We start from the raw sequence: 26,650 nt of genomic DNA, 5'->3' as shown, positions 1-26,650 counted from the left end.
CGTGACGTTGAGCTACTTCGGGGGCAACGATCTACTGCCGGATGGTCCCGTCCACGAAGTCGGCCAGATAGGAGATCGCCGCCGCGTGGCGCGCGACGTCGGCCAACTCGAGCCGCCCCGGGTAGTGGTGGATCAGCTCGGTGCCGTCGATGAGCCACGGCACCGGGATCTGCCCGCGCAGGTGGGCGTCGATCAGCGCGCCCGTCAGCCAGCCGGGCGGCGCCGGCGTGCGCAGGCGGAACTCGCGGTCGAAGCCGGGGTGTCCGGTTCCGCTCTCGCCACCGCTCAGCATCCGGGCGATGCGACCGCGGCGGCTGATCTCGGCCGGCGGGAGGGGCCGGTGCAGCGCCGCCACGGTCACGACGTGGTGATGGGAGCTGCCGTCAGCGTCGGTCACCAGATATTGGGCCACGGTCACCCGGCGCCCGTGGAGCACGGTCGAGAAGGCGTACTCGATGCCCCGCCTGTTGGCACCGGGCAGATGGCGGCCCCAGTCGACGGCCGGGCGCTCGGTGTAGCCCCACCCGTTGCTCTCGGCCCAGGTGCGCAGGCGGTCGCGCTCGCGGCGCCGCCGGCGGGTCGCGACCACCAGGAGCACGGCGAACAGCAGCCCGAACACGAGGCAGAACAGGCCGATCAGGGCGCCGAAGGGCTCAGACACGGGACGTGCGCCGCAGCGCCAGCCTCGCCAGCACCACACCGCCGGCAGCGTCGGCCAATGCGATGACCGCGCCGACGACCGCCGCGGCACCGGCCATGGCCACCCATCCCGGGCGGAAGGCGAACACCGTCAACGTGACCAGCACGCCGAACAGCCGCAGCCACATCAGGCCCTCCGCGCGGCCGGCGAGGCGGGCCGAACCCCCGGCGAACGCGACGGCCACCAGGACCAGCAGCGCCGCTCCGATCACGGCCGAGACGCCGGCCAGGACGAACGTCACGCCCTTGGCGTTGTCGTTCAACGTCCAGCCCAGATAGCTGATCGCGGCCAGGCCCAGCTCGGCCGCGATCACCACGGCGGTCAGCACGGCCGAGGCGATGCTGCGGCTGCCCCGGATCGGTGAGGTCGTCATGTCAGGCCTTCGCCGCCGGCGGCCAGTGCCCCTCGTGGAAGCCGCCGTCGTCGTTGAGCTTCTGCCTCAGCGTCGCGTTGGCCGATCGGCAGAGCCCTTTCAGCGTCTCGGCACCGACGATCATCGACGCCGAGGCGGTCAGGGCGGCGCCGGCCGCGATGATGGGTGCGGCCGGCAGGCCGACGATCGTCGCGGTGGAGCCGAGCGCGCCGATGATGCCGATGACCAATGCGACAAGGGCGGCGACCAGGCCGCCCCAGAACGCCAGGATGCCGGTCGACACGGTGCTCAGCGCGGTGGCGATGCCGTCGGTCAGCGTCGATTTGACCTTGTCCAGTGCGGCTTTCTGCAAGGGCAGGGTCTGCCGGTACGCGTCGGCGGCGTCACCGTCCCATTTGTCGTCCGCGCCGAGCAGGCCGGCCTCGGCCGTCTGCACCTGGGCGCTGACCGGGCCGCCGACCAGGTCGCTCCACGCCTCGGCGGTGTCGCCCAGCGCCGACGGAGAGCCCATGTTGGACAGCACCTCGTTGAGGTTGGTCCAGACCCGCTGCATGAAGCCGGTGAACTTGTTCCAGCCGGCCACGACCTTGTCCTGCAGGAAGCCCGGCAGCCAGCCGATCTTGGCGTTGATGGCGTTCTGGAGCTCGGTGGTCTTGGCCTGGATCCTCTCCAGGACCGAGTCGATCTTGTCCAGCAGGTCGGCCTCGGTGCTACTCACGGACATCCCACACCCCCTTGAACTGGCGCGCGGCCTTCTCGTCGCTCGCCTCGTAGGCGGCGGCCACCTTGTCGAGGGCGACGCCGAGATCGGCGTACACGGTCGTGGCCTCGCCGAGCAGCATGGTCACCTTGTCGTGGATCTCGGCGTACGTGTGCATCAGCCCGGACGGCACGCTGGCCCAGGAGAGCTGGGTGTTGTCCAGCGTCAGGGCACTCGCCTCCTGGCCGGCCCGGCCGGTCACCTGGGCGACCCGGTCCCACATCTCGGCGTCGCGCCGCAGCGCCTCGATCGCGGCCGTAACGCTCACCAGCGTGTCCCCTCATCCGATGTCAGCTTCAGCCTGCGAGCCAGACCGAACGGATCCTGCGTCTCGCGCTGGGCCGCACCAAGCGGGCTGCCGGCGATCAGCTGCTGGACGCCGTGCGCGGCCGCCTTCTCGTACGCCGAACGGAACGCCGCCGTCGTCTGGCGCCCGATGTTGATCTCGTGCGCGCCGCGCAGCCACTCCCGGCCGAACCGCACGTCGACGACTTCGCCGCCGCCGGTAACAGTGACAGCGACATGCCTGTCCGGGCTATGCCCCGTGTGGGTGGCGCCCAACGTGGACTCCAGCTGCCCGTCGACCTCGTCGAGGCCCCGCTCGACCGCCTCGAGCAGGCTCAGCAGCTCGCTCAGGGCGGCCCGCCGGTCCTCGGCCGACATCCGCCGGGTGGCCAGCTCCCCCAGTTTCCGCTGGAAATCGCCCTGACCTTTTTCCATGGGCCCGGGCATTTCGGGCTTGCCTTCCCCGTACGCCTCACCCCAGGCAGCAAGCCGGCGCGACAGCGCGTCCCGCACCGCCTCGATCACCGCGGCCGGCAGCCCCTCCGGCCCGCGCTCCCGTTTCCAGCCGGCGGCCACCGACACCTCGGCCACCTGCCCTTGCGCGTCCACCGTCACGCGCACCGAGCCGGTCTCGTCCGAGCCGGGCCCCGCGGGCGCGGTCGCCGCGGACTGTGCCGTCCGCGCCAGCTCCTCGCCCTCCTCGAGAAGGCCCGCCAGCTCCTCGCTGTCCAAGACAATCCCCAATGCTTCGTCGCCGCCCCCGTGCGGCGGCCTCCGACAGTGGCAAAGCAACCGCCGGCGAAGCAATCAGTTCCATCAATCTGGACAAACCGACAAAACAACTGAACACATCCGCCCGCGGCTACCGGCCGTGGAAGATCGGGGGCCGGCGCTCCATGAAGGCGAGCTGCCCCTCACGCTCGTCGGCGCTGTCGGCGCACGCGTCGACCAGCTCGCGGGCCCGCGCGGCCAGCTCGGGGTGGGCGGTCGCCTTGATGGAGGCTTTGGCCGCCCGCACCGACAGGGGCGCGTTGGCCGCGATGGCCTCAACAGTCCGCCGTACGTCCGACTCAAGCTCATCGCCCGGAAGGAGCCGGTTGACGAAGCCCGCCGCCAGCGCCTCGCCCCCGCTGAAGGTCCTCGCGGTGAGCAGCAGATCGGCCGCGTGGGCGGGCCCGACCACATGCACGAGCGTCTCCGCCAAAGCAACCGGATAGCCCACCCCGAGCCGCGCCGCCGGAATGGCGAAGGAGCTCCCCTCGGCCGCGATGCGCAGATCGGCGCTGAGCGCCAAAGCCATGCCGGCGCCGAGACAATGCCCCCGAATGACGGCGATCAACGGCGTCCGAAGCCCACTCAACGACCCGAACAGCCCCGACAGCGCGTCGTTGAAGGCCCGCCGCCCGTCCGCGGAGTCGTGGTGCCCCGCGAACTCGGAGATGTCGGCCCCCGCACAGAACGTCTCGCCCGCACCCTCCAGCACGATGCTGCGGGCCTCAGGGTCCTCGTCCAGGTCACGGACGGCCGCCTCGAGCGCCCCCATCATCGCCACCGACAGGGCATTACGCCGAGCCGGATTGTCGATGGTCACCCACCCGGCCCCGTCCCGCACCACGTACTCGATCACGTTCTCAGTCCTACAGCATCGTGACCGAAGGCCCGGTCACGAGGTTGAGCCCAGATGACCGATGACCTCGGAGGCGGCCTCACGTGGCCGTTGCTGCTCGCCTGGACCACCGCCGCCGTCGTGGCAACGACAATCCTGACCGCGGCGGCCATCAGCGTGATCTCAACGGCACGCCGCTCCCCGGCCGGCGGCTGGACCAGCTTGACCCCGATCCTGCCCGGCTTCACCGCCGGCGGCCTCACATTGCTCGTGACAATGCCGGGTTTGCTGGCCGCCGACGGCTTCGGCTATTTCGCCGCGCTGGGCTTCCTGTCCCCCTGGACCTTGGGCCTGGGCGCCACCGGCTGGCTGCGGGGCCGCCCGGCGATGGCCGCCCTGACCGCCGTGGCCACGTCCGGAGTCTTGTTTCTCGCCGTCGCCTTGAGCGCAGAGCTGCACGCGTACTTCTCTCCACCGCCGGACACGGTGTATCAGCCGCCTGGGGACTGAAGGCCCGCCATGCTCGGAAACGATCACGCATCGCCGCAACCTGAGCCGGCTCGAGTCCGGGCGAAGGTCTCCAAGCGCAGATCGACCGTGACCTCAAACCCCTCGCTCTCGACAGCATCGGGCCGATCCCATCGCCGGATGCGCTGCGTTCCAGGCCGGGATCCACCGCGGAAAGCTGATCCCGGTCCGGCAGGGGGTCAGTCCTTCAGGAGCTGGCGGGCCATGACGATGCGCTGGACCTGGTTGGTGCCCTCGTAGATCTGGGTGATCTTCGCGTCGCGCATCATGCGCTCGACCGGGTAGTCGCGGGTGTAGCCGTAGCCGCCCAGGAGCTGGACCGCGTCGGTGGTGATTTCCATGGCGGCGTCCGAGGCGAAGCACTTCGCGGCCGCGCCGAAGTACGTGAGGTCGGCGTCGCCGCGTTCGCTCTTGCCGGCTGCCGCGTACGTCAGCTGGCGGGCGGCCTCGATCTTCATGCCCATGTCGGCCAGCATGAACTGGACGCCCTGGAAGTCGGCGACCGGCTTGCCGAACTGCTTGCGCTCCTTCACGTAGCCCTTCGCGAAGTCGAGCGCTCCCTGCGCGATGCCCAGCGCCTGCGCCGCGATCGTCACGCGGGTGTGGTCGAGGGTGGCCATCGCCGTGGCGAAGCCGGTGCCCTCGGCGCCGATCATGCGGTCGGCCGGGATGCGTACGTTGTCGAAGTAGACCTCGCGGGTCGGTGAGCCCTTGATGCCCAGCTTCTTCTCCGGCGCGCCGAACGACACGCCTTCGTCCGACTTCTCCACGACGAATGCGGAGATGCCCCGGGAGCGAGCCGTGGGGTCGGTGACCGCGAAGACCGTGTAGTACTCGGAGACGCCCGCGTTGGTGATCCAGCGCTTCACGCCGTTGATTACCCAGAAGTCGCCGTCGCGGACCGCGCGCGTGGTCATCGAGGCCGCGTCGGAGCCGGCCTCCGGCTCCGACAGGCAGTACGAGAACATCGCCTCGCCCGACGCGACCTTGGGCAGGTATTTCTGCTTGAGCTCCTCCGACGCCGACAGGATCAGCGGCATCGTGCCGAGCTTGTTCACCGCCGGGATCAGCGACGACGACGCGCAGGCGCGGGCCACCTCCTCGATCACGATCGCGGTGGCCAGGGCGTCCGCGCCGGCGCCGCCGTACTCGACCGGGATGTGCGGGGCGTGGAAGTCCGACGCGCGCAGGGCGTCGTACGAGGCCTTGGGAAACTCGCTGGTCTCGTCGGCCTCGGCCGCGTTCGGCGCCACGCGGGCGTCGCAGACCTCGCGCACGGCGGCCCGGATGGTCTCGTGGTCCTCCGGAAGCCGGTAGGCGTCGAACTCGGTCATGGCCCTTGCCCTTCTCGCGTTTGAGAGCGATGTTACTGGCAGGTAGCGTACGCCCGCCAGGGTCCCGCTCGTTATGCCAGACGTGATCACGCTTCCCCGTCTGGCCTTCCTGGGCACCGGATATCTCGGCGCCACGTACGCCATCTGCTTCGCCGAGCTCGGCTACGAGGTCCTCGGGTTCGACGTCGACGAGGCGAAGATATCCAAGCTGGCGAGCGGTGAGGTGCCGTTCCACGAGCCCGGCCTGGACGACCTGCTGCGCCGCAACCTCGCGTCGGGGCGGTTGCGCTTCGTGACGACGTACGAGGAAATCGCCGTTTTTGCCGATGTTCATTTCATCTGTGTCGGCACCCCACAGCGGGCGGACGGCATGGGCGCCGACCTCAGCTACGTGGAGAGCGCCGTGATCAACCTGGCGCCCCGGCTGCGCCGGAGGGCGCTGATCGTCGGCAAGTCGACCGTGCCCGTCGGCACCGCCGACTGGGTCGAGGAGCTGGTGGCCAAGCACGCCGATCCCACGCTCGGGGTGGAGGTCGCCTGGTCGCCCGAGTTCCTCCAGGAGGGCTACGCGGTCGAGGACGTGCTGCGGCCGAATCGGATCGTCTGCGGGGTGAAGAGCCAGTGGGCCTCGGAACGCCTGCGCGCCGCCCACAAGGGCGTCTTCGACCTGGCGGCCACCGAGGATCGCGACGTTCCGGTGGTGATGACCGATTTCGCCACGGCCGAGCTGGTCAAGGTGGCGGCCAACGCCTTCCTCGCCACCAAGATCAGCTTCATCAACGCGATGGCCGAGGTCTGCGAGGTGGCCGGGGCCGACGTCACCCAGCTGGCCCGGGCCATCGGCTACGACCCGCGCATCGGCAACCGGTTCCTGCAGGCCGGTCTCGGCTTCGGCGGCGGCTGCCTGCCCAAGGACATCCGCGCCTTCCAGGCCCGCGCGCAGGAGCTGGGCGCGGGCGAGGCGCTGCGCTTCCTGCACGAGGTCGATCTGATCAACACCCGCCGCCGCTTCCGGGTGCTCACCCTGGCCGCGGAGTTGCTCGGCCGCCCGGTCGGCCCGGCCGGGCCGGACCTCTCGGGCACCTCGGTGGCGGTGCTGGGTGCGACGTTCAAGCCCCATTCCGATGACGTACGCGACGCGCCCAGCCTCGCCGTCGCGGCCGCCCTGGCCGCGGCCGGGGCGCACGTCCGCGTCTACGACCCGCAGGGCATGGCCAACGCCCGCCGCGCCCAGCCCGCCCTGGACTACGCGGAGTCGATGGTGGCCGCCGTGACGGACGTCTCCCTCGTCCTCGTCGCGACCGAATGGCCGGAATTTCGCAACGCCGACCCGACGCTTCTCGGCGAGCTCGTCGCCGACCGCAAGGTCATCGACGGGCGGAATTGCCTGGATCCGCGCCAGTGGTCGCGCGCCGGGTGGTCCTATCGGGGGATGGGGCGCCCGCCCGCCTGAGACCCGGGCACGAGGTCTGCGGCGTTTTCTATAGATCTCCGCCCCCGTGAGCCTGTTCTAATGAGGTGTCGTATGGGCATGCTCTAGATGGATTGGGTGGCCGGCAGGTCGAGGAGGTTCCGTGGCGCAGGCTGAACAGCCCGACAGCTACGACGAAGAGCTGGCCCGCATCGAAGCCTCGATCGCGGATCTGAAGATCCGCGACATGGCCGCGGCCAAGGAGCGCACCCAGATCGCCGCCAAGATCCAGGCGGCGGCGTTCCAGCGTGACATCCTGGCGCACGCCAACCAGCAGAAAAAGGCCAAAAAGGCCGCGAAGGCCAAGCGTGTACGCAGGCCGGACGACCCCACCGGAGCCCCGCCGCCTCCGCCCGGCAGCACAGTGATCGACGAGGAGCCGCCGCCTCCACCGCGCCGGACCGCCCGCCCGGCCGGGCCTCCGCCCGACTGGGCCGCGCCAGGCACGGCGCACAGCGGCCCGCCCGGCGTCGCCACCGACGGCGTGACCGCCCTCGTCGACGACCCGCCACCGACCGAGCGGGTCTCTCCCCCGCCGCGCCGGGTCGCGAGCTTCACCGGGGGCGAGGTCCACCCGCCCGAGGCGTCCTCGCAGTCGGTGCAGAACATCACGCTCGCCCTGGGCGCCCTGCTGATCGGCGTGGCCGCCGTCGTCTTCGCCGGCGTGGCCGTCAACAACCCCCTGGCCCGGGCCACCATCCTCGCCATGGCCACCGCGATCGCCCTGGTCGCCGCACCCGGCATCGCCAAGCGCGGCCTGAGCTCGACCGCCGAGACCGTCGCCGGCGTCGGCCTCGTGCTGCTGCCCATGACGATGTTCGCCCTGCACGGAAGCGAGCTGACCGGCGGCGCCGAGGTGCCCGTCCCGCTCTATCTCGGCATCACCTTCGCCATCACCGCGGTCGCCAGCTTCCTCTACGCCGGCGTCACCCGCCTGGCCGCGCCCCGCTACGCCACCGTCGTCGCCCTCCAGCCGGTGCCGCTGCTGCTGGCCCAGCCGATGATCCAGAGCCCGGCCGGCTGGGGCATGGCCCTGACCATCGTCGCCGTGCTCGACCTGCTGCTGCTCACCACCGTGATCCGCAGCGGCCGGCTGCTGCCGCGCTGGCCGATCGGCCGCCCCGTGGCCGGCGACCGGGAAAACCTGGCCCAGGCCGACGACGCCCCCGACGCTGACGCCTACGCGGAGGACACCCCGCTCCGGCCCGAGTCGGCGCCCGAGGAGCCCGACCTGATCATCCATGGGCTGACCGGGCCCAAGCGGCGCTGGCTGCGCAGCCGCATCTTCCCCGGTCCCCGCCCGGCCGGCGCCCCCGCCGCGGGCTCGGTGCCGCTCGCCCCGCCGGCCAGCCCGCCCTCGGCCGACTGGCTCCGCGAGCTCACCTTCGCCCTGCTCTGCGTGGCCAGCGCGGGCGCCCTGCTCTACTCGTCGGTGGCGCTGCTGCAGGCCCAGCTGGTGCCCGACGCGATGCGCTCCGGCCTGATCGTGGTGCTGGCCGCGTTGACCGCCGTGGCCGCCGCCTGGCTGCTGGACAACCTGACCGCCCGCAACATCGCCGGCGGCGTGCTGGCCCTGGCCCTGGTCGGCTCGGCCGCCCGGATCGCCGATGTCGTGTCGCCGCGCTGGACCATCGTCGTGGCCGCCGCCGTCGTCGCGGTCGTCGGCGCCGTCGTCTCCCTGCTGCCGGCCGAGGTCCGGCGCGGGCCCGAGATCGCCTCGGCGATCGCGCTCGGCATCGTCGGCGTCGTCCTCACCATCGACTGCCTGCGCGCCGCCCTGGCCCCGTTGCAGGCCGCCCGCCCGATCTGGCGGGCCGACACCGAGGGCTACGCGGCCAAGCTGGCCGAGGCCACACAGGGCCAGGGCTGGCTGCTCGCCTTCAGCGCCCTGATCGTCACCATCGGCGCCGCGCTCGCGCTGCCCCGCAGCGTGCGCCACGAGGGCGCCGTCGCCGGTATCGCGCTGACCGCCCTGGCCGTGCCCGCCTCGCTCAGCATGCGCTGGTCGGAGGCACCCTGGCCGCTGGTCATCGCCTCGGTCGGCATCGGCGCGGCCGGCCTGGCCGCCACCACCCGGCGCATCGCCATCGTCCACGTCGCCGCGGCCGCCGTGGTCGGCTTCTTCGGCGCCGGCTCCGCCCTCAGCGCACCCTGGCTGACCGCCGCCGTGCTCACCGCGCTGGCCGGCGCCGGCGTGATGATCGCCGTGGCCGCCCGGCAGATCCCGATCCGGCTGTACGCGTGGCTGGTCGGCGACTGGGCCTCCGGCGCCGCCGCGCTGGCCCTGCCCGGGGCCGTGGTCACCGCCGCGCTCGCCGTGGCCGACCGCGGCGAGGGCCCGCCGGCCACCGAGGCCGTCACCGTTCCCGCGCTGGCCGTCGGCTTCCTCGCGGTGGCGGCCACGCTCAGCTACGCCGCCGTCTTCCAGGTGGCCCGCCGCGAGATCAGCACCCCGCTGACCGCCGGCACCAGCCTGGGCGCGATCTCGCTGGCCCTGGCCGCCCTGCTCGCGCCCGGCGCCACCCCGCCCGACGTCTGGGTCGGCGCGCTGCTGCTGGTCGCGGCCGGCCTGCTGTTCTTCGCCAAGTCGATCGACAACGGCCGGCGCAGCGACCGGGTGCTGGACGGCCCCGACATCGCCGCCGCGGCCGCCACCGTCGCCATCTGCGGCGCCCTGGCCCGGGTCTTCGCGCTGGCCTTCCCGAGCGCGCCGCTGGCCGTGGCCGGCGTGGTCGTGCTGATCGTCGCCCTCGGCGTGGCCGTGCTGCCGTCCGACTGGAGCCGCGGCCCCAACCGCGGCCTGGCCGTCGCCGGCATCGTGGTCGGCGCGATCGCCGGCTGGCAGGCCCTGGCCGGCGCGAGCCGCGTCATCGCCGTGCTGGGCGAGGTGTGGGACGCCGACCTGACCCGGTACCCCGCTCCCGGCCCGGGCGCCTGGCAGGCCCCGTTCGCCCTGCTCATGGTCGCCTTCGCGGCCGCCATCGCCGCGCCCCGCCCGTTCTCCTACCTGATCTCGGCCGTCTGCGGCGCCCTGGCCACCGTCGGCGCCCCGTTCGCGCTGGGCCTGCCCTGGTGGTCGCCGCTGCTGCTCGGCGGCGCGGTCGCCGTCGGCTACGTGATGGCGGCCGTGGCCACGGTCGACCCGCGGGCCGCGCTGTGCCGCGCCGGCGCGGCCGCCGTCGTGCTGCTCTACGCGGTCGGCGCCGGCCTGGCCCGGCCCTGGTCGACCGCGCTGGCGCTGCTGGTGGTGGTGATGGTCGGCCTGCTGGCCGCCGTGATGGCCCGGACCCCGGTGGCCGAGATCCCCGACCCGGTCGAGGACGACACCGCGCCCGAGGGTCCCGGCCGTTTCTGGGCGCCGTTCGTGGTGACCGAAAGCGACCTGGCCCGCGACGACACCGGCATGCCCCGCCACCGCGCCCAGATCGGCGGCGCCGCCACCGGCGCCGTCCTGCTGGCCCTGCCCGGCGTGCTGGCCTCGCTCGCCGCCGACCAGGGCCACGACGCGCAGGTGGCGCTGACCGCCGCCCTGGCCGCGTCCAGCCTGGGCCTGGCCCTGCTGGCGCTGGCCGGGCGCTTGATCCCGCAGTACCTGCCGTGGGCGACCGCCGGCCTGGTGCTGGGCGCGACCGTCACCGCGTTCGTGTCGATCCCGACACCGTTCTCGACCGCCCTCTACGCGGCCGCCGCCGCCCTGCTCGGCGTGATGGCCGAGCTGCTGCGCGGCTCCATTCCGGCTCCCGGCATCACGCTGGCCCGCGACCACTACTGGTCGAACACCCGTTTCCGGGGCCCGCGCCGCCCGCTCGGCCTGAGCGGCCGCTGGCTGGTCGACCCGGCCACCAGCGCCGTCGTGCTGGCGCTGGTACCGACCATCCTGGCCCTCTTCTCGATCGCCCCCGCGCTCAAGGCGGCCCTGATCGACCCGCTGGCCCAGATCCAGCACATCTGGGACGGCCCGATCCCCGCCCTGTCCGACCCGCCCGCCGGCTACGTCGACGGCACCAGCGTCCTGGCGATCGTGCTGCTCACCGGCGCCGCCGCCCTGGCCGCCATCGGCTTCGGCGGCAAGGCGTCGGAGTCCGTGCCGGTGATCCTGCCCGGCCTGGCCATCACCCTGCTGATCGCCCCGATCGCCCTGCACATGCCCTTCCCGGCCGCGACCTCGGCCGCCCTGGTCGTCTTCACGATCTCGATGCTGGGCTTGGCCCTGACCCCGCCCCCGGTCGCCACCCGCGCCTCGCTGCTGCGCGTCACCCGCACCATCGTCTTCGTGATCGGCCTGCTGGCCGGCAACGCGGGCCTGGCCGGCAGCCTGGCCCAGCAGCGCCTGACCCTGTTCACCCTGGGCTCGGCCGTGGGCGTCGGCCTGGTCGGCGCCCTGGGCGGCCGCAGCCGCCACGCCCGCGTCCTGGGCTGGCTGTTCACCGCGGTGATGGGCCAGTTCTTCGTCCTCACCGCCGCCATCGCCGCCGGCGTCGAGCGCCCGTGGGCCGCCTTCGGCGTCCTGGCCGTGGGCGCCGCCCTGCTCATCCTGGAGGCCACGGTCCCCCGCATGGGCCTCCCGCAGTACCGCCTGGAGGCTCAGACGGTCGAGTGGAGCGGCTACGCCTCGGCCATCCTGGCCGGCGTCCTGGCCTTCGACTCCCCCGCCCACCTGGCCGCCCTGCTCTCGGCCTGGGGCGCCGTGCTGGGCCTGGCCGCTTCCCGGGCCGGCCGCCCCGCCAACCAGCGCCGCCTGCTCTTCTGGCTCGCCGTGGGCTTCGAGATCGTCGGCTGGTGGCTGTTCATCGCCCTGGCCGACGTGGCGCTCCCCGAGGCGTACACCCTCCCGTTCGCCGCCCTTGCCCTGATCGTCGGCGTCATCGAGTCCCATCACCGCCCCGACCTGAGCAGCTGGGCCGCCTACGGCGTGGCGCTGTTGGCCGCTTTCGTCCCCACCATGGGCATCGTCCTGGCCGGCAACGGCGGCGAGCTCCGCGAGGTCCTGCTCCTGCTGGGCGCCGTAGCCACCCTGATCATCGGCTCCCGCAACCGCCAGCAGGCCCCCGTGGTCGTCGGAGCCGTGGCCACCGTCTTCGCCGCCATCCACTTCGCCGTCTATCTCGTCGGCCCGTGGCTGGTCCTCGTCCCGCTCGGCATCATCCTGCTCTGGGTCGGCGCCACGAACGAAAATCGCCGCCGCACCCGCGAAGGCCTCCGGGGCGCCCTGGTCCGCATGCGATAACCCCCTTGAAAACCGCAGATATACGGAATTTTCAGTAAGCCCCGCCGAGGGGCATCAGGTCCGTCGTGGTCCTTCTCCGCGTGCCGCCGCCGGGCTGTTCCCGTCGCTACAGCTCACCCCAGGCGGCTGCCTTCGGAGGAGGGACTTGTCTCGATGACCCTGGTCAGCGACTTCGACTTCCACCCCTCCGAACCGCATGTGCGGCGATTTCAGGTGCCCCAGCGCGACGTGCTGCGCTGCGACGACGAGGCGTATGTCAGCGATGCCCGGTTCGGGGATGTGACGCTGCGGCACTTCGCTTTCCGCGACGAATGGTTCAAAGTCAACGTCACCCTGGACGAGGCGGGGCAGGTCGTCGAGACCGGCCTCCCGGGGTTCGCGTTCAACTGTGACGTCGCCACGCAGATGGCTCGCCGCGGAGATTCGATCTATGCCGTAGATCTGTTCGCGGATGTGCTCGTCGCGGCGGACGGCATCAGCCACCAGGTGAAAGACCTCCCCGAACTGCAAGAAGCGGTCACGCTGGGCCTGGTGTCGAAGAACGAGTTCGACGGCGCGCGCCGCGGGCTCGACCGGCTCCTCGGACTGGTCAGCGACGGTGACCTGATGTCCTATCTGGACGCCGTGTGTCCCTTCGGCCGTTCCCTTGCGGGCCCGGCGCTGCCGATGGATCGCGTTCCGCTCGCCGACGTGCCGGAACTTCAGCCGCGGCGCCGGCCGACCTGGTAGCGCCGGGCGGTGTGGCAGTTGTCTCGGTGCGGACGGCCGGGTGGCGGTCGCCGGGTGGGCGATGGCACGGTCTGCGGCATGGATTTGACCGTGATCCTCGGCCCGATGAAGGGCGGCAAGTCGCTCGAGATGATCAGCCTGCTGTCGCCGTTGCAGCACGCCGGCATCCCGCACCGCGTCTACCAGTCGGCCCGGCACGGGCGGGACACGGCGGTGACCTCGCGCTCCGGCGGCAGCCTGCAGACGGTGAAGGTGAGCTCGCTGGCCGGGGCGGCCGACGGCGGCGTCGAGGTGATCGGCGTCGACGAGATCCACATGTTCACGGTCGACGACATCGCGGAGCTCGGCGTCGCGGTCCGCCGCGGGGTCAAGGTGGTCGTCGCCGGCATCGACCTCGACCATCGGGGCCAGCTGTTCGCCCCGGTGCGGGCGCTGTTCGAGCTGGCGCCCGAGAAGGTCATCTACCGGCGTGCGGTCTGCGACGTCTGCCGTTCGCTGGGCGCGACGCACACGCAGGTTCTGGAGCACGGCAAGCCGATGATCCGCGAGCTCGCCCCGTCGACCGCGCTCCCCGACGACGGCACCTACACCTACGAGGCCCGCTGCCGCCGCTGCGTCGTGCTGCCCTGACCGACGTCGTACTGGTAGAGCAGGCTCCGGTGGGTGAAGCCGTATCCGAGGGAGTCGTTGACCCGCCGCATCGCCGTGTTGCTGTCGGCGGTGTCGGCGAGCAGCCCGCCCAGCTCCGGAAATCGGGTCCGCACCCGGGCGATCTGGCCGGCTTTCATCCAGCGGGCCAGCCCGCGCCCGCGATGGGCGGGCAGGACACCGGTCCCGTAGTGCTGAGCGTCGCCCCGGCCGTCGCCGGGCACGACCAGCTCGGTGAAGCCCGCGATCTCACCGTCGTCACTCTGCGCGGCCGTCACGCAGAGGATCTCGCCGCGGTGTGACACCGCATCGGCTACGGCGTGGAGCCGGTCGACGTCCCACGGATCCGGCGTGTAGTCGGCGTCGTCCATCGGCATGTCATCCATCGCGCTGCGCGACCGGGCGAACGTCTCGGCCAGCTCATCCGAGACCCTCCCCTCCCAGTGGATCAGCCGATAGCCGGGGACATCGGCGCCGGCCGCGGGAAGAGGAAGGGCCAGATCGAGGCGGGTGTACGTCAGTCGCAGCACCAGTCGCAGACCACGCGCCACGCAGAAGCGGTCACCCGGCGATCCCTCATCGACGGGTTGAGTGAGCACACTGCGCAGGCCTTTCCGGCCTGCGGCGGCCGCGGCGGCCTCTACCAGGAGCCGGCTCCCGACGCCGGCCCGGCGCTCGGCCGGGTGCACGTCGAGCTCCAGATCGGCGTGCCCCTCATCGGGCGGCAGCCGCAGGGACGCCGTGCCGAGCGGCCGCCCATCAGCACCGGAGGCCAGCCACACGAGCCGCCGCGGCGACGTCGCATCGACAAGCGGCGTGATCAGCACAGTCATGCCGGCCATTGTGGCCGATCATCCCGTCCCACAGCAGACCCGGCACAGCGCGGCGCCGGAGGGCTCGTCGCGGGATGGCACGCCGCGGGATCAGGCCGGGGCGAAGCTGCCCCGGCCGGCTGGCGGCGGTCAGGCTCGTTCGAGGACGACCACGGGGATCTCGCGGTCGGTCTTCTTCTGGTACTCGTCGTAGTCGGGCCAGACCTCGGCCATCTTCGCCCACATCTCCGGCTTCTCGTCCGGGGTGGCGACGCGGGCCCGGGCCGGGAAACGGTCGCCCTTGACCTGGACCTCGACGTGCGGGTCGGCCTGCAGGTTGACGAACCAGGCCGGCGGGGCGTCGGCGCCGCCCTTCGACGCCACGACCAGGTGTTTGCCCTCGTGCTCGCGGAAGATCAGGGCGTGGGTGCGCTCGTGCCCGGACTTGCGGCCCCGGGTGAACAGGATCAGGATCTCGGTGCCGTTCCGCCAGTGGAAGCCGTCCTCGCCGTCGGTCTCCAGATAGCGCTCAACGTGCGGATCACCGTGCAGCTCGATAGCAGAACTCATGATCCGACCCTACCCGCGCCGCGGTGCGGGCCAACGAACTTCGCGACAGCCCCGGCGGCCCTCGGCCTCATCGCCGGCGCTTCGCGCAGTCCGGCGCGGGCACGACAGGTGCGCACTCGAACGCCGAACCGGTGCGCGGCAAGCCACCGCTGAGGACACCCGCGAGCGGGGCGGCGCGAACGATTCGGGGTTGCGGCTTGAGTGACGGGACAGCCCGGCAGCGGCACGCGGAGAGTGACCACGACGGACCCGATGCCCCTCGGCGGGGCTTACCGCAAATTCCGTATCTCTGCGTTAAAGCGTGAGTCGACGGACCAGCCCGGGTGACGGATTGACGAAAGAGTCGCCGGCTGTGACGACGGTCGGGACCGTCTCGTCACCGCCGGTGACGTCGCGGACTGACGCGGCGCCGGCCGGGTCCTGCCAGATGTCGACCCAGTGCAAGCGGGACGCGTGGCGGCCGAGAGAGACCCGGAGTCGGGCGCAATAAGGGCATCCCGGGCGCCAATAGACGATCGGGCGGCCGTCGCGGGCGCTGGCCTCGCGGGCCTCGGCGTCGCTGATCGAAGACGGGAAGCCGCGCGGGGACAGCACGACCGCGCCGGCGGCGAACAGCACGCCCATGATCACGGCGGCGGCGATGCGGCCGTCGCTGATCCACACGCCGACGAGGAACACGCCCACGCCGGCGATGACGATGGAGGGAAGCCAGCGCCGTAACATCCCGCGACGCTATCTCAGCCGAGCAATTGGTCCCGCAGGGCGGCGTCCTTCTCGGCGACCAGCTTCTCCAAGCTCGCCTGGAAACTGGCCATCTTCGTGCGCAGCGCCGGGTCGGCCGCGCCGAGGATGCGGACGGCGAGCAGGCCGGCGTTGCGGGCGCCGCCGATCGAGACCGTGGCCACCGGCACGCCGGCCGGCATCTGCACGATCGAGAGCAGCGAGTCCATGCCGTCGAGGTGCTTGAGCGGCACCGGCACGCCGATCACCGGCAACGGGGTCAGCGCCGCGACCATGCCGGGCAGGTGAGCGGCGCCGCCGGCGCCGGCGATGATGGCGCGCAGGCCGCGGTCGGCCGCCGACTCCGCGTAGTCGACCATCTTGCGGACCGTGCGGTGGGCCGAGACGACGCCGACCTCGAACGGGACCTCGAACTCGGCCAGGGCCAGGGCCGCCGCCTCCATCGTGGGCCAGTCGGAGTCGCTGCCCATGATGATGCCGACCTGCGGTGCCATTACTTGCCTTCCTGGAGCCAGCGGGCGGCCCGGGCCGCGCGGGCCCGTACCTTGGTCATGTCGTCGCCGAGAACCGTGACGTGGCCGATCTTGCGACCGGGCCGGACCTGCTTGCCGTACAGATGGACCCGGGCCCCGGGGTCCTCGGCGAACAGATGATGCAGACGCTCGTCGATGGAGATGCCGCCCGGCTCGCCGCCGAGGACGTTCGCCATCACGACGGCGGGCGCGGTCAGCGACGTCTCGCCCATCGGGTAGTCGAGCACGGCCCGCAGGTGCTGCTCGAACTGCGACGTGCGGGCGCCCTCGATGGTCCAGTGACCGGAGTTGTGCGGGCGCATGGCCAGCTCGTTGACGAAGATGCCCTCGTCGGTCTCGAAGAGCTCGACGGCGAGCAGCCCGACGACGCCGAGCTCGTTGGCCAGGTCGATGGCGAGCTGCTGGGCCCGCACGGCGAGGTCTTCGGGGAGGCCGGGCGCCGGGGCCAGCACCTCGACGCAGATGCCGTCCTTCTGCACCGTCTCGACCACCGGGTAGGCCGCGACCTGCCCGAACGGCGAGCGCGCGACCAGTGCGGCCAGCTCGCGCTTGAGCCGCACCTTCTCCTCGACGATCAGCGGCGTGCCGGTGGCCACGAGCTCCGCGGCGGCGGCCGCGTCGTCGAGCACCCAGACGCCCTTGCCGTCGTAGCCGCCGCGGGTCGCCTTGGCGATGACCGGCCAGCCGGTTTCTGCGGCAAAATCGGAAATGTCGGAAACGTCAGTGACGCGCCGCCATCGAGGCGTCGGCGCGCTGGTGAGTCGCTCCCGCATCAGGCCTTTGTCTTGAGCGAACACCAGCGCCTTCGAGCCGGGGAAGACCTTGACCCCCTCGGCTTCGAGCGCCTCGATGTGCGCCGTCGGCACATGCTCATGGTCGAAGGTGAGCGCCTCGCACCCCTTGGCGAACTCACGGAGCGCGGCCAGGTCGGTGTGCGTGCCGATCCGCACGTCGGCGGCGACCAGCGCCGCACTGTCGTCGGGCGACTCGCTGAGCACGCGCAGTGACTGGCCGAGGGAGATAGCAGCCTGGTGGGTCATCCGGGCCAGTTGGCCACCGCCCACCATGCCGACTACGGGCAGACCGGTTCGGGTATCCATCGCACGCCAAGCGTAGCGACGCCCCAGCTCAGACCTGCAAGCGGGCGATGAGATCGGCCGGGCTGGTGACGGGCCTCTCACAGACGAAACCCTTGCAGACGTACGCCGTGGGGACGCCGTCCAGAAGCGGGCGGTCCGCCAGCAGCGGCACGCCCGGCCGGTCGGGCTCACCGGCCACGACCACGGCCCCGGCCGGCGCGCTGCGGTGCGCCTCCCCGACCAGCGGGTCTCCCGCCGGGTCGTTCGTGGCGATGGCGATCTCGTACGGTCCCGAGAGCGCCGCCTCGGCCACCGCCGCCGAATATCCGGCGAACCGCGGATGCCCGCCGATCAGCGGCCCGACCGTGCCGAGCGCCGCGTCCGCCGCCTCCCGATATTCCGGTTCCCCGCTGAGCGCCGCATACGTGACCAACGCGGCCACGATCGACGAAACCCCCGACGGCGTCGCGTTGTCGGTCGGATCGGCCGGCCGGGTCACCAGCCGCTCGGCGTCGTCCGCGGTGTCGTAGAAGCCGCCCTGCCCGGTCGCGAACCGGGCCAGCGCCACATCGAGCAGCTCCCGCGCCGCGTCGAGCCACTTCCCCTCGGCGGTGAGCTGGTGCACCGCCAGGAACGCCTCGGCCACGCAGCCGTAGTCGTCGAGCACGCCGGCCGGCTCACCCACCACGCCGTCGCGCGACACACGCCGCAGCCGCCCGTCGACCACATGCCGCTCGGCCAGCACGGTCGCGATCTCCACGGCCGCGTTGTGCGAATCGCGATCGCCGGTCAGCACCGCATGCTCGGCCAGCGCGGTCACCGCCAGCCCGTTCCAGGAGGCCACAACCTTGTCGTCACGCGCCGGCTGGGGACGGCCGAGACGAGATTCATAAAGCTTTCGGCGTACGTCTCCCCAGCGCTCGACAAGCGCGGGCTCGGCCGCGTCGATGTCGCGGGCCAGCACCAGCACGCTGCTGCCGTGCTCGAACGTGCCCTCCGCGGTCACGTTGAACAGGTCGGCCGCCCACGCGCCGTCCTGTTCGCCGAGCACCTCGGTGAGCTGAGCCGGCGTCCACGCGTAGGTGAGCCCCTCGACCCCGTCGGTGTCCGCGTCCAGCGCCGACGCGAGCCCACCCTGGGGCGTGCCCAGGTCGCGCAGCAGGAAGGTGGCCGTCTCGTCGGCGATCCGCCGCGCGTAGACATCGCCGGTGAGCCGCCAGAGCTGCGTATACGCCCGCAGTAGGAGCGCGTTGTCGTACAACATCTTCTCGAAGTGCGGCACCGTCCAGGTCGCATCGACCGCGTACCGGGCGAACCCGCCCCCGAGCTGGTCGTAGATGCCGCCGCGCCCCATCCGCTCGGCCGCGTGCCGCACCACTTCGAGCGCTTCGGCCGACCCGGTCCGCTGGTGGTGGCGCAACAGGAAAAGCATCCCCATGTGCGGCGGGAACTTCGGCGCCCCACCGAACCCACCGTTGATCTCGTCCTGCTCCTTGAGCAGCCCCAGAGCACCGGCTTCGAGCAGCTCGGCCGAGATCGGGGCCACCGGCCCGCCGACGAGCTGAGCCCCACCGATGGCCTTGACCACCGAGGCCCCCTGCTCGATCACCTGCTCGCGCTGCTCGGTCCACGCCTTGGTGACGGAACTGATCAGACGACCGAAGTTGCTCTTGGGGTAGTAGGTGCCGCAGAAGAAGGGTTCACCCGTAGGAGTGGCGAAGACCGTCATGGGCCAGCCGCCCTGCCCGGTCATGGCCTGCGTCGCGGTCATGTAGACAGCGTCGACGTCGGGCCGCTCCTCCCGATCCACCTTGATCGACACAAACCCGTCGTTGAGCAGCGCCGCGATCTGCTCATCCTCGAAGGACTCGTGCGCCATCACGTGACACCAGTGACAGGCCGCATAGCCGACCGAGATCAGAACAGGCACATCCCGCCGCCGGGCCTCGGCAAACGCCTCATCCCCCCATTGCCACCAGTCAACCGGATTGTCCTTGTGCTGAAGCAGATAGGGCGAGGTCGCGTCGGCGAGACGGTTGGCCATGCCCCCAGCCTCTCACGCCCCGCAGAACCCCGCCCCCAGAGCGCCCGCCCCACCGCCCACCTCACACCCGCCGCTGGAAAAGCCCGCCGGCCAGCTCCGTGAGGTTGTTCGAAGGCCCGTCAACCCCGCCTCCACCTGACAACGCTGTCTACAGGCCTGCTCACAACGCTTCCTGACGTCGTTCGAAACGCCGTCAACCAGCCCTTCGCTGACAACGTTGTCTAAAGCGCCGGTCGAACTCCGTCATGTGTCACTGGAGGGCCCGCGCGCAGCAGCCGGCTCTTGCCGATCCCGCCTCGCCCTCCACCCATGCCGACGCGTTGTTGGCGGGACTGCCGGTAGCCCTTCCCCTAACGGGTTCCAGCCGCCCATCCGCCAACCCCTCGCTGACAACGTTGTCGAAAGCGGTGCCAGCCAGCCTCCCTTCAGGTCCTCGAAGGGGCGGCCGACCCGACCTGCCGACAACGCTGTCAGCCAGAAGGCGCAGGCTTCGCATGGGATCGATTGGCGGAGGCGGCCGACCTGAAGCGGCCTCTCGGAAGGCCTTACGCATGCGTCGGCGCAAGGCGAGAAAGACCGCGCAGGGCGAGAGCGGCCTTTCGGGAGGCCTCGCGCGAGCGTCGGCGCAAGGCGAGAAGACCGCGGGGCAGAAGGACGCGGGGCGAGAAGGACCGCGCAAGGAGAGAGGCAAGTCCGCGTGGGGGCGGACGGGGCGGTGTCAGGAAGCGTCGTCGGCTCGTAGGGGGCGGATGTTGGCCGGGGCCGCCTCGGCCAGCTGGGTCAAGGCCTGGACGATGCGGTCGGCCGGCATGGGGCGGCAGAAGTGGTAGCCCTGGGCGGTGGGGCAGCCCAGCTCGATCAGTGCGGCCCTCTGCTCTGTTGTCTCGACGCCCTCGGCTACCACGCGGACTCCCAGGCGGGCGCCCAGCTCTACCGCGCCGCGGACCACGGCGCCGGCCGCTGGGGACTCGATCATGTCGTCGACGAAGGAGCGGTCGATTTTGATCTCGTCCACCGGGGCTCTTGTGACTATCGCCAGGGAGGAGTAGCCCGTGCCGAAGTCGTCCAGCGAGAGCTGGATGCCGGCGTCGCGGAGCTCGGCCAGCACGTCGTCGACTATGCGTTCCTCGCTGACCGCCACCGACTCGGTGATCTCGAGGACCAGGCGGGACGCGGGAGCGTGGTGGCGGCGCAGCGCCGCGCGGACCTGGGCCGGGAAGCTCGGGTCGAGCAGGCTGCGGGCCGGCACGTTGACCGAGACCGGCACGTCCACGCCGGCCGCGTGCCAGCGGCCGGCCGCGTCCAGGGCCAGGTCGAGGACGCGGCGGGTGAAGGCCGTGTGCAGCTCGGTGTGCTCGACCGTCGAGATGAACTCGTCCGGTGACAGGCGGCCCCGGCGGGGGTGCTGCCAGCGGACAAGCGCTTCGACGCCGGTGGGGGCGGCGGTGACCAGGTCGACCGCGGGCTGCAGGTGGAGCACGATCTGGTCGTCGGCGGCCAGGGCGTCCTTCAGCTCGGCCAGCAGGGCCAGGCCGTCGGTGGTGACCGCGTCCTGGCCGGCGTCGAAGGCGGCGACCGTGACTTCCTGCCTTTTCGCCTCTTGCAGGGCCAGCGAGGCCCGGCGCACCAGCTCGCCCACGTCGACCCGGCCGGCGGGAGCGACCGTGACGCCGACCGCCACCTCGACCGCGAGCCGGACGCTGGACACCTCCATCGGGCGGCCCAGCTCCTCGACCAGCTCGCGGGCCCGGCGCAGGGCCAGCGGCATCGAGTCGGACAGCGGGACGGCGGCCGGAGCCGACGAGTCGATCAGCGGGACGACTCGGGGTACCAGCAGCGCGAACTCGTCGTCGCCGGTGCGGGCCAGCATCTCGCCGTCGCGGGTCATCTCGGTGAGCCGGTCGGCGACCAGGCGCAGCAGCTCGTCGCCGTGCCGGTGGCCGAGGGTGCCGTTGACCTCGCGGAAGTCGTTGATGTCGAGCAGCAGCAGGGCGACGTGGCGCCGGCGGTCGAACGAGCGCAGCAGCCGGTCGCCCTCGTCCAGCAGGGTGGGCCGGTCGAGCAGGCCGGTCAGCCGGTCGTGGCGGGTGTCGTACGCGACCTGCTCGCTCAGCTCGGCCACCCGTTCGCGGGCGGCGGCGTCGTGCAGGGCGCCGGCCAGCGCGTCGCCGAAGGCCGAGATGGCCGCCTCGTCGCGCGGGACGGGCAGGGTCGGCTCGGACAGCCAGACGGTCAGCTCGCCGACCAGGTCGCCGTCGACCGCCATGGACCGGGTGATGGCCGGGCCGGGCAGGCCGGCGACCGCGTTGTCCTGGCCGGGGCCGTCCTCGGCGTAGCGGCGCTCGCCGTCGCGGCCGCGCACCTCGATCTCGACCCGCCGGGCGCCGAAGACGTCGAGCGCGGCGCGCAGGCCGGCCTCGACCACCTCCACCTCGGTGCCGCCGGGCAGGGTGGCCGTGGCCGCGGCGAACGCCTCCCACAGGCGGCGCTCCTCCTCGGCCCGCAGGTGGAACCGGTATGTCCGCTGGAGCAGCCAGAGCGCGGGCGGGAAGGCGAGCAGCCAGAGCGGGTTCTCGACCAGCGCGACCACGGCGGCCAGGCCGACGATCACGTTGCCGACGACCATCGGGACTTTGGCGTACGACGCGCGGACCAGGATCTGGGTCGCCGGGGCGTCGCGGTGCAGCGCGAGGGTGAGGGTGGCCAGCCCGAAGGTCAGCGCGAGGTAGGTCAGGGCGCCCGCGACCAGGGCGGTGATCATGCGGGCGCTGAGCACCGGGGCCTGGCCCGCGAGGGCGCCGGCCACGACGGAGGCGCCGGCCGCGCCGAGGGTGAGCGAGGCGGCCAGGTGCACCACCTCGGCCACGTTGCGCAGCGACTCCCACCAGGCCAGCAGCGCCCACGCGGCGACCGCGCCGACCAGGGTGGCGGCCGGCAGCCAGCCGGGCGGGGCCACGACGAAGCCGATGATGAAGGCGGCCTCGCCCCAGGAGACGGAGACGACGCCGCGGCCGAGCCGGAACCGCAGCCGGGCTAGTTGACCGGCGGCGACGACGGCCGCGGCGAGGGCCGCGCCGGCCAGCGGCGTGAGGGGGCGGTCGGCCGGACGGTCGACCGGCAGCAGCGCGCCGAGAATGGCGAGGATCAGCGCCGCCGCGGCGACCGCGGCGGTCAGAATGCGCACACCTTGGGGACGCCCGGCGAGGCCGGTGACGTCGATCCAGGAACGCCGGGCGACCGGCGGCGCGGTCACGGCAAACCCCACTTCACCAGGAGCACTGGCGGATGCACGTGCATCTGCAGTGGAGAAAATCGCGGGCGGGGAATGGTCATTTTCGGCGCCCCCTTCCGCGCAGGGATCAGGGGCGGCTAGGCCCCCGGCGGAAGGCTAAATCAATACCGATGAACACAACAAGGCTTGACGAACGGCCCGTATTACCCATACGTCAGACCAATACGGACCGTACCCGTGCCCTTGAAGATCGAACCGCCTGCGACGAGGTCAAACGCGGCGGGGATCGCCGTCCGCCGATCCACCGTCACGCTCGGTAGTAACGGCTTTGACCTCGTCGTCCACACCCGTGTCGACCACTGTCGATCGATCCGCATCAACACGATCCGCGACCGTTCCGTCGTCGGAACGCTCGAGATCCGCATTCAGCCGAGCGATCTCGGCCTCACGCTGTGTCTGCCTTACGTCCGGAAAACTGTCGGGAAGCCGACGCACACGCTTGTTCATATTGCGAATCAGCAAAACAGTTGCTATGGACAGCAGCACGATGATGAAGAGACCCATCGGGCCGGCCAGGCCGCCCGAGCGGGTGTCTCCGAAGTTGTTGACGGCAAAAGTGCCCATGACCACGAGGGTACTAGTGCGACTCGACGCTCTCGCGGACGCCCGCGAAGAGGTCGGACTCGGGGACCGGGCTGTCGACCAGCGAGCGGGCCAGCTCGAAGTCCTCGGTCGGCCACACCTTCTGCTGGAGCTCCAGCGGGATCTTGAACCAGAAGCCGTCCGGGTCGACCTGGGTGGCGTGCGCCCGCAGCGCCTCGTCGCGGATCTCGAAGTACTCGCCGACCTCGACCCGGGTCGTGATCTTGTCGCCGCGGTCCTCGCGGTCGGCGCTCTTCTCGAGCCATTCCGTGTACGGCGACTCCAGCCCCGCCGCGAGCATGCCCTCGTGCAGCGCGAGCATGCGGGCCCGGGTCCAGCCGGAGTTGTAGTAGAGCTTCAGCGGCTGCCACGGCTCGCCGAGCTCGGGGTATTTCTCCGGGTCGCCCGCGGCCTCGAAGGCCACCACCGAGATCTTGTGGCACATGATGTGGTCGGGGTGCGGATAGCCGCCGTTCTCGTCGTACGTCGTCATGACATGCGGCCGGAACTCGCGGATCAGCTTGATCAGCGGGATCGCGGCGGTTTCCGGATCTTGCAGGCCGAAGCAACCCTCGGGCAGCGGCGGCAGCGGGTCGCCCTCGGGCAGGCCCGAGTCGACGAAGCCCAGCCAGGCCTGCTCGACGCCGAGGATCTCGCGCGCCCGGTCCATCTCGGCGCGGCGGATGTTGGTGATGTCGGCCAGCACCTCGGGACGGTCCATCTTCGGGTTGAGCACGCTCCCGCGCTCGCCACCCGTACACGTCGCGACCAGCACCCGCGTGCCCTCGGCGACGTATTTCGCCATGGTCGCGGCGCCCTTGCTGGACTCGTCGTCGGGGTGCGCGTGCACCGCCATGAGACGCAACTGCTCAGCCACTGAAATCTCCTCGGACCTGACCCGCGATCGGCGGGCCGGTGTCGGCTGCGAGAATGGACCCTGCCATTCTGGCGGATCCCACCGACAACAAACGCATGAGAGGTCGTCAGGTGAGCGAGACGCGCACCACAGCCCCGGTCTTCCCGCCGGGCCGATACGGACGGCGCCGTTCCGGCCGCCGCCGTCTGGTGCTGCCCATCCTCGTTCTCGTGGTGGTCCTCGCGGCGTCTCTGGTCCTGTCGCTGAAGCTCTACCAGCGCTTCGGCCAGACCGACTACGACGCCCAGATCGTCGGGTGGTCCGAGCCGACCGACAAAGAGATGGTCATCGAGTTCAAGGTCCGGGTGCCGGCCGGCGGAGCGGCGAGCTGCGTCCTGCGGGCCCGCGACTACGACGGATTCGAGGTCGGCCGCCGTACGGTCGTGGTGAGACCCGAGCCGGGCGAGACGGCCATCGACGCCAAGGAGACGGTGGCCACCACCGCCCGCGGCTCGGTCGGCGACGTCCTGGGGTGTGACCCCGCCTGAAGCCCGGGGCGCTCGCGCCATTCTGGCCCCGTGCGTACCGCTGGTAAGCTTAGTGATTCGCTCCGTCAATGTTCTTTGAACGGAGCGATCTTGTTAGTGCCCGCCCTTCCATGCAAGGAGATCAACCGTGTCCAGTTCAGAGGCGCCCAAGACTTGGCTTTCTCAGGACGCTTACGACCGGCTGCAGTCCGAGCTTGACGAGCTGATCGCCGCCCGACCCGAGGTCGCGGCCGAGATCAACGCGCGCCGCGAGGAGGGTGACCTGCGGGAGAACGGCGGCTACCACGCCGCCCGCGAGGAGCAGAGCCGCCAGGAGGGCCGGATCCTCTACTTGAAGGAGTTCCTGCGCAACGCCGAGGTCGGCGAGGCGTCGGCGGCCGACAAGGTCGGGCCGGGCTCGGTCGTCACGATCTATTTCGACGACGACCAGAGCGACACCGAGACCTTCCTGCTGGGCTCGCGTGAGATCTCCTCGACGACCGACCTCACCGTGTACAGCCCGGAGTCGGCGCTCGGCAAGGCGATCCTCGGCGCGGGCGAGGGCCAGACCGTCACCTACACGGCCCCCAGCGGCGCCGACATCAAGGTCACGGTCGTGAAGTTCGGCCCGTTCGAGGGCTGACCACAGCGTTGACGGGCCCGCCTGGCACAGGCGGGCCCGTTGCTGTCTCAAGGGGTTGCGTCGGCCAGCAACGAGACGCGGTAACCGCAGTCACGCAGGGTGCCGATCAGCACGTCCGAGTGGTCCGGCCCGCGGGTCTCGACCGACAGCGCCACCTCGGCCTGGCCGAAACCCAGCCGCGGGCTCTGCCGCGAGTGGCCGACCTCGACCACGTTGGCCCGCAGCTCGGCGATGCGGCCCAGCAGCCGGGCCAGCTCACCGGGCCGGTCGTCGCAGCGGACCGCCAGGCGCAGGAAACGCCCGGCCGAGGCCAGCCCGTGCTCGATGACCCGCAGCAGCAGCATCGGGTCGATGTTGCCGCCGGAGAGCACGGCCACCACCGGCCCGTCCGCCGGCGGCACGTAGGCGCCGGTCAGCAGGGCCGCGAAGGCCGCTCCCCCGGCCGGCTCGACCACCATCTTGTGCCGCTCCAGCAGCACCAGCAGCGCCGCCGACAGGTCCTCGTCGGTGACCGTCACGACCTCGTCGACCAGCTTGCTGACGTGCGCGAAGTTGAGGTCGCCGGGCCGCAGCACGCAGATGCCGTCGGCGATGGTCACGCCCTGCACGAGTTTCTGCGGCGAGCCGGCGGCGAGCGAGGGCGGATAGGCCGCCGCACCGGCCGCCTGCACGCCGACGACCCGGATGTCCGGCCGCAGCGCCTTGGCCGCGACCGCGATGCCCGAGATCAGCCCGCCTCCGCCCACGGCCGTGATGATCGTGGCGGCCGACGGGAGCTGGTCGAGGATCTCCAGGCCGACCGTGCCCTGGCCGGCGATGACGTCCGGGTGGTCGAACGGGTGGATCAGCACGGCGCCGGTCTCTTCGGCGAACCGCTGCGCTGCGGCCAGCGAGTCGTCGACGCTCGTGCCCGCGTATTCGATCGCCGCGCCGTACCCCTTGGTCGCCGTGACCTTGGGCAGCGGCGCCCCCTCGGGCATGAAGACCGTGGCCCGGGCGCCCAGCAGCCCGGCCGCGAGCGCGACACCCTGCGCGTGGTTGCCGGCGCTGGCGGCGACGACGCCGCGCGACCGCTCGGCCTCCGACAGGCGGCTGATCCGGGTATAGGCGCCGCGCACCTTGTACGAGCCGGCACGCTGCTGGTTCTCGCACTTCAGCCAGGCGTCGGTGCCGGTGATCTCGGTGAGCGGGCGGGACTCGATCAGCGGGGTGGTCTTGGCCACCCCGGACAGCAGACTGCGTGCCGCTTGGATGTCCGACAGCGTCAGCAGGTCAAGCGGCAGGGGGGCACCGGTCATGACCTGAAGCTT

Annotated in this window: 24 protein-coding genes; 7 read left to right on the top strand and 17 right to left on the bottom strand. The window is 71.7% G+C overall.

Annotation, left to right across the window (positions count from 1 at the left end; all coding sequences use genetic code 11):
• Positions 1-31 precede the first annotated feature (31 nt).
• The 6 genes from CRP55_RS09440 to CRP55_RS09415 all read right to left on the bottom strand — a co-directional run bounded on the left by CRP55_RS09440 (position 32) and on the right by CRP55_RS09415 (position 3,745).
• Positions 32-661: a hypothetical protein gene (locus CRP55_RS09440; RefSeq protein ID WP_097319314.1), complete on the bottom strand. Its 630-nt coding sequence runs from the start codon at positions 659-661 to the stop codon at positions 32-34.
• Positions 654-1,073, bottom strand: coding sequence for a hypothetical protein (locus CRP55_RS09435; protein ID WP_097319313.1), 420 nt, complete (start codon positions 1,071-1,073; stop codon positions 654-656). Before CRP55_RS09435 ends, CRP55_RS09440 begins: the two co-directional genes overlap by 8 nt.
• Before the next feature lies 1 nt (position 1,074).
• The gene (locus CRP55_RS09430) at positions 1,075-1,791 is read right to left on the bottom strand and encodes a hypothetical protein (protein ID WP_097319312.1); all 717 of its coding nucleotides are present in this window, start codon (positions 1,789-1,791) and stop codon (positions 1,075-1,077) included.
• Positions 1,784-2,101: a type VII secretion target gene (locus CRP55_RS09425; RefSeq protein ID WP_097319311.1), complete on the bottom strand. Its 318-nt coding sequence runs from the start codon at positions 2,099-2,101 to the stop codon at positions 1,784-1,786. Before CRP55_RS09425 ends, CRP55_RS09430 begins: the two co-directional genes overlap by 8 nt.
• Positions 2,098-2,850, bottom strand: coding sequence for a YbaB/EbfC family nucleoid-associated protein (locus tag CRP55_RS09420; protein WP_143234502.1), 753 nt, complete (start codon positions 2,848-2,850; stop codon positions 2,098-2,100). Before CRP55_RS09420 ends, CRP55_RS09425 begins: the two co-directional genes overlap by 4 nt.
• Positions 2,851-2,980: 130 nt before the next feature.
• Complete coding sequence (locus CRP55_RS09415) at positions 2,981-3,745, bottom strand: enoyl-CoA hydratase-related protein (RefSeq protein ID WP_097319309.1); 765 nt, start codon at positions 3,743-3,745, stop codon at positions 2,981-2,983.
• Between the two features lie 54 nt (positions 3,746-3,799).
• On the opposite strand from CRP55_RS09415, the gene CRP55_RS09410 reads away from it, so the two are divergent.
• Entirely contained in the window at positions 3,800-4,234 is a 435-nt protein-coding gene (locus CRP55_RS09410; protein ID WP_097319308.1) for a hypothetical protein, read from the top strand.
• Positions 4,235-4,431: 197 nt separating this feature from the next.
• Here CRP55_RS09410 and CRP55_RS09405 read toward each other — a convergent pair whose 3' ends face one another.
• Positions 4,432-5,586: an acyl-CoA dehydrogenase family protein gene (locus CRP55_RS09405; protein WP_097319307.1), complete on the bottom strand. Its 1,155-nt coding sequence runs from the start codon at positions 5,584-5,586 to the stop codon at positions 4,432-4,434.
• Positions 5,587-5,659: 73 nt separating this feature from the next.
• On the opposite strand from CRP55_RS09405, the gene CRP55_RS09400 reads away from it, so the two are divergent.
• From CRP55_RS09400 to CRP55_RS09385, 4 genes are all read left to right on the top strand, one after another.
• A complete protein-coding gene (locus CRP55_RS09400; RefSeq protein WP_097319306.1) occupies positions 5,660-7,039 on the top strand; it encodes a UDP-glucose dehydrogenase family protein in 1,380 nt (459 codons plus the stop codon).
• Between the two features lie 121 nt (positions 7,040-7,160).
• Positions 7,161-12,284 (top strand): SCO7613 C-terminal domain-containing membrane protein, encoded by a 5,124-nt coding sequence (locus CRP55_RS09395; RefSeq protein ID WP_097319305.1) that lies wholly within the window; start codon positions 7,161-7,163, stop codon positions 12,282-12,284.
• A gap of 153 nt (positions 12,285-12,437) precedes the next feature.
• Positions 12,438-13,013, top strand: a complete 576-nt coding sequence (locus tag CRP55_RS09390; RefSeq protein ID WP_097319304.1) for a DUF402 domain-containing protein — start codon at positions 12,438-12,440, stop codon at positions 13,011-13,013.
• 78 nt (positions 13,014-13,091) lie between these two features.
• Positions 13,092-13,643 (top strand): thymidine kinase, encoded by a 552-nt coding sequence (locus CRP55_RS09385; protein ID WP_097319303.1) that lies wholly within the window; start codon positions 13,092-13,094, stop codon positions 13,641-13,643.
• Here the strand turns inward: CRP55_RS09385 and CRP55_RS09380 are convergent.
• From CRP55_RS09380 to mca, 9 genes are all read right to left on the bottom strand, one after another.
• On the bottom strand, positions 13,604-14,494 hold the full coding sequence (locus tag CRP55_RS09380; protein WP_097319872.1) for a GNAT family N-acetyltransferase: 891 nt from the start codon (positions 14,492-14,494) through the stop codon (positions 13,604-13,606). The two genes, CRP55_RS09385 and CRP55_RS09380, sit on opposite strands and share 40 nt — an antisense overlap.
• A gap of 129 nt (positions 14,495-14,623) precedes the next feature.
• Positions 14,624-15,043, bottom strand: a complete 420-nt coding sequence (locus tag CRP55_RS09375) for a nitroreductase family deazaflavin-dependent oxidoreductase (protein ID WP_097319302.1) — start codon at positions 15,041-15,043, stop codon at positions 14,624-14,626.
• 294 nt (positions 15,044-15,337) lie between these two features.
• On the bottom strand, positions 15,338-15,766 hold the full coding sequence (locus CRP55_RS09370) for a glutaredoxin domain-containing protein (RefSeq protein ID WP_097319301.1): 429 nt from the start codon (positions 15,764-15,766) through the stop codon (positions 15,338-15,340).
• A gap of 14 nt (positions 15,767-15,780) precedes the next feature.
• Complete coding sequence (purE, locus tag CRP55_RS09365) at positions 15,781-16,278, bottom strand: 5-(carboxyamino)imidazole ribonucleotide mutase (RefSeq protein WP_097319300.1); 498 nt, start codon at positions 16,276-16,278, stop codon at positions 15,781-15,783.
• On the bottom strand, positions 16,278-17,417 hold the full coding sequence (locus CRP55_RS09360; protein ID WP_097319299.1) for a 5-(carboxyamino)imidazole ribonucleotide synthase: 1,140 nt from the start codon (positions 17,415-17,417) through the stop codon (positions 16,278-16,280). Before CRP55_RS09360 ends, purE begins: the two co-directional genes overlap by 1 nt.
• 28 nt (positions 17,418-17,445) lie before the next feature.
• A complete protein-coding gene (locus CRP55_RS09355) occupies positions 17,446-19,440 on the bottom strand; it encodes a thioredoxin domain-containing protein (RefSeq protein WP_097319298.1) in 1,995 nt (664 codons plus the stop codon).
• Between the two features lie 718 nt (positions 19,441-20,158).
• A complete protein-coding gene (locus tag CRP55_RS09350; RefSeq protein WP_245922896.1) occupies positions 20,159-22,693 on the bottom strand; it encodes a putative bifunctional diguanylate cyclase/phosphodiesterase in 2,535 nt (844 codons plus the stop codon).
• 249 nt (positions 22,694-22,942) lie between these two features.
• Positions 22,943-23,296 carry a hypothetical protein gene (locus tag CRP55_RS09345; RefSeq protein ID WP_097319870.1) on the bottom strand — a complete coding sequence of 118 codons (354 nt, stop codon included), beginning with the start codon at positions 23,294-23,296 and terminating at the stop codon, positions 22,943-22,945.
• A gap of 13 nt (positions 23,297-23,309) precedes the next feature.
• On the bottom strand, positions 23,310-24,191 hold the full coding sequence (gene mca / locus CRP55_RS09340; protein WP_097319297.1) for a mycothiol conjugate amidase Mca: 882 nt from the start codon (positions 24,189-24,191) through the stop codon (positions 23,310-23,312).
• A 110-nt stretch (positions 24,192-24,301) separates the two neighbouring features.
• Between mca and CRP55_RS09335 the strand changes: the two genes are divergently transcribed.
• Positions 24,302-24,718: a DUF4307 domain-containing protein gene (locus CRP55_RS09335; protein ID WP_245922895.1), complete on the top strand. Its 417-nt coding sequence runs from the start codon at positions 24,302-24,304 to the stop codon at positions 24,716-24,718.
• A gap of 127 nt (positions 24,719-24,845) precedes the next feature.
• Positions 24,846-25,340 carry a transcription elongation factor GreA gene (greA, locus tag CRP55_RS09330; RefSeq protein WP_097319295.1) on the top strand — a complete coding sequence of 165 codons (495 nt, stop codon included), beginning with the start codon at positions 24,846-24,848 and terminating at the stop codon, positions 25,338-25,340.
• Between the two features lie 47 nt (positions 25,341-25,387).
• Here greA and ilvA read toward each other — a convergent pair whose 3' ends face one another.
• On the bottom strand, positions 25,388-26,638 hold the full coding sequence (gene ilvA, locus CRP55_RS09325; protein WP_097319869.1) for a threonine ammonia-lyase: 1,251 nt from the start codon (positions 26,636-26,638) through the stop codon (positions 25,388-25,390).
• Positions 26,639-26,650 lie beyond the last annotated feature (12 nt).

The sequence above is a fragment of the Paractinoplanes atraurantiacus genome (assembly GCF_900215205.1).
GTDB classification, from domain to species: domain Bacteria; phylum Actinomycetota; class Actinomycetes; order Mycobacteriales; family Micromonosporaceae; genus Actinoplanes; species Actinoplanes atraurantiacus.
Note: the sequence above shows the minus strand (reverse complement) of the source record. Positions and strands in the feature narration are given on the sequence as shown.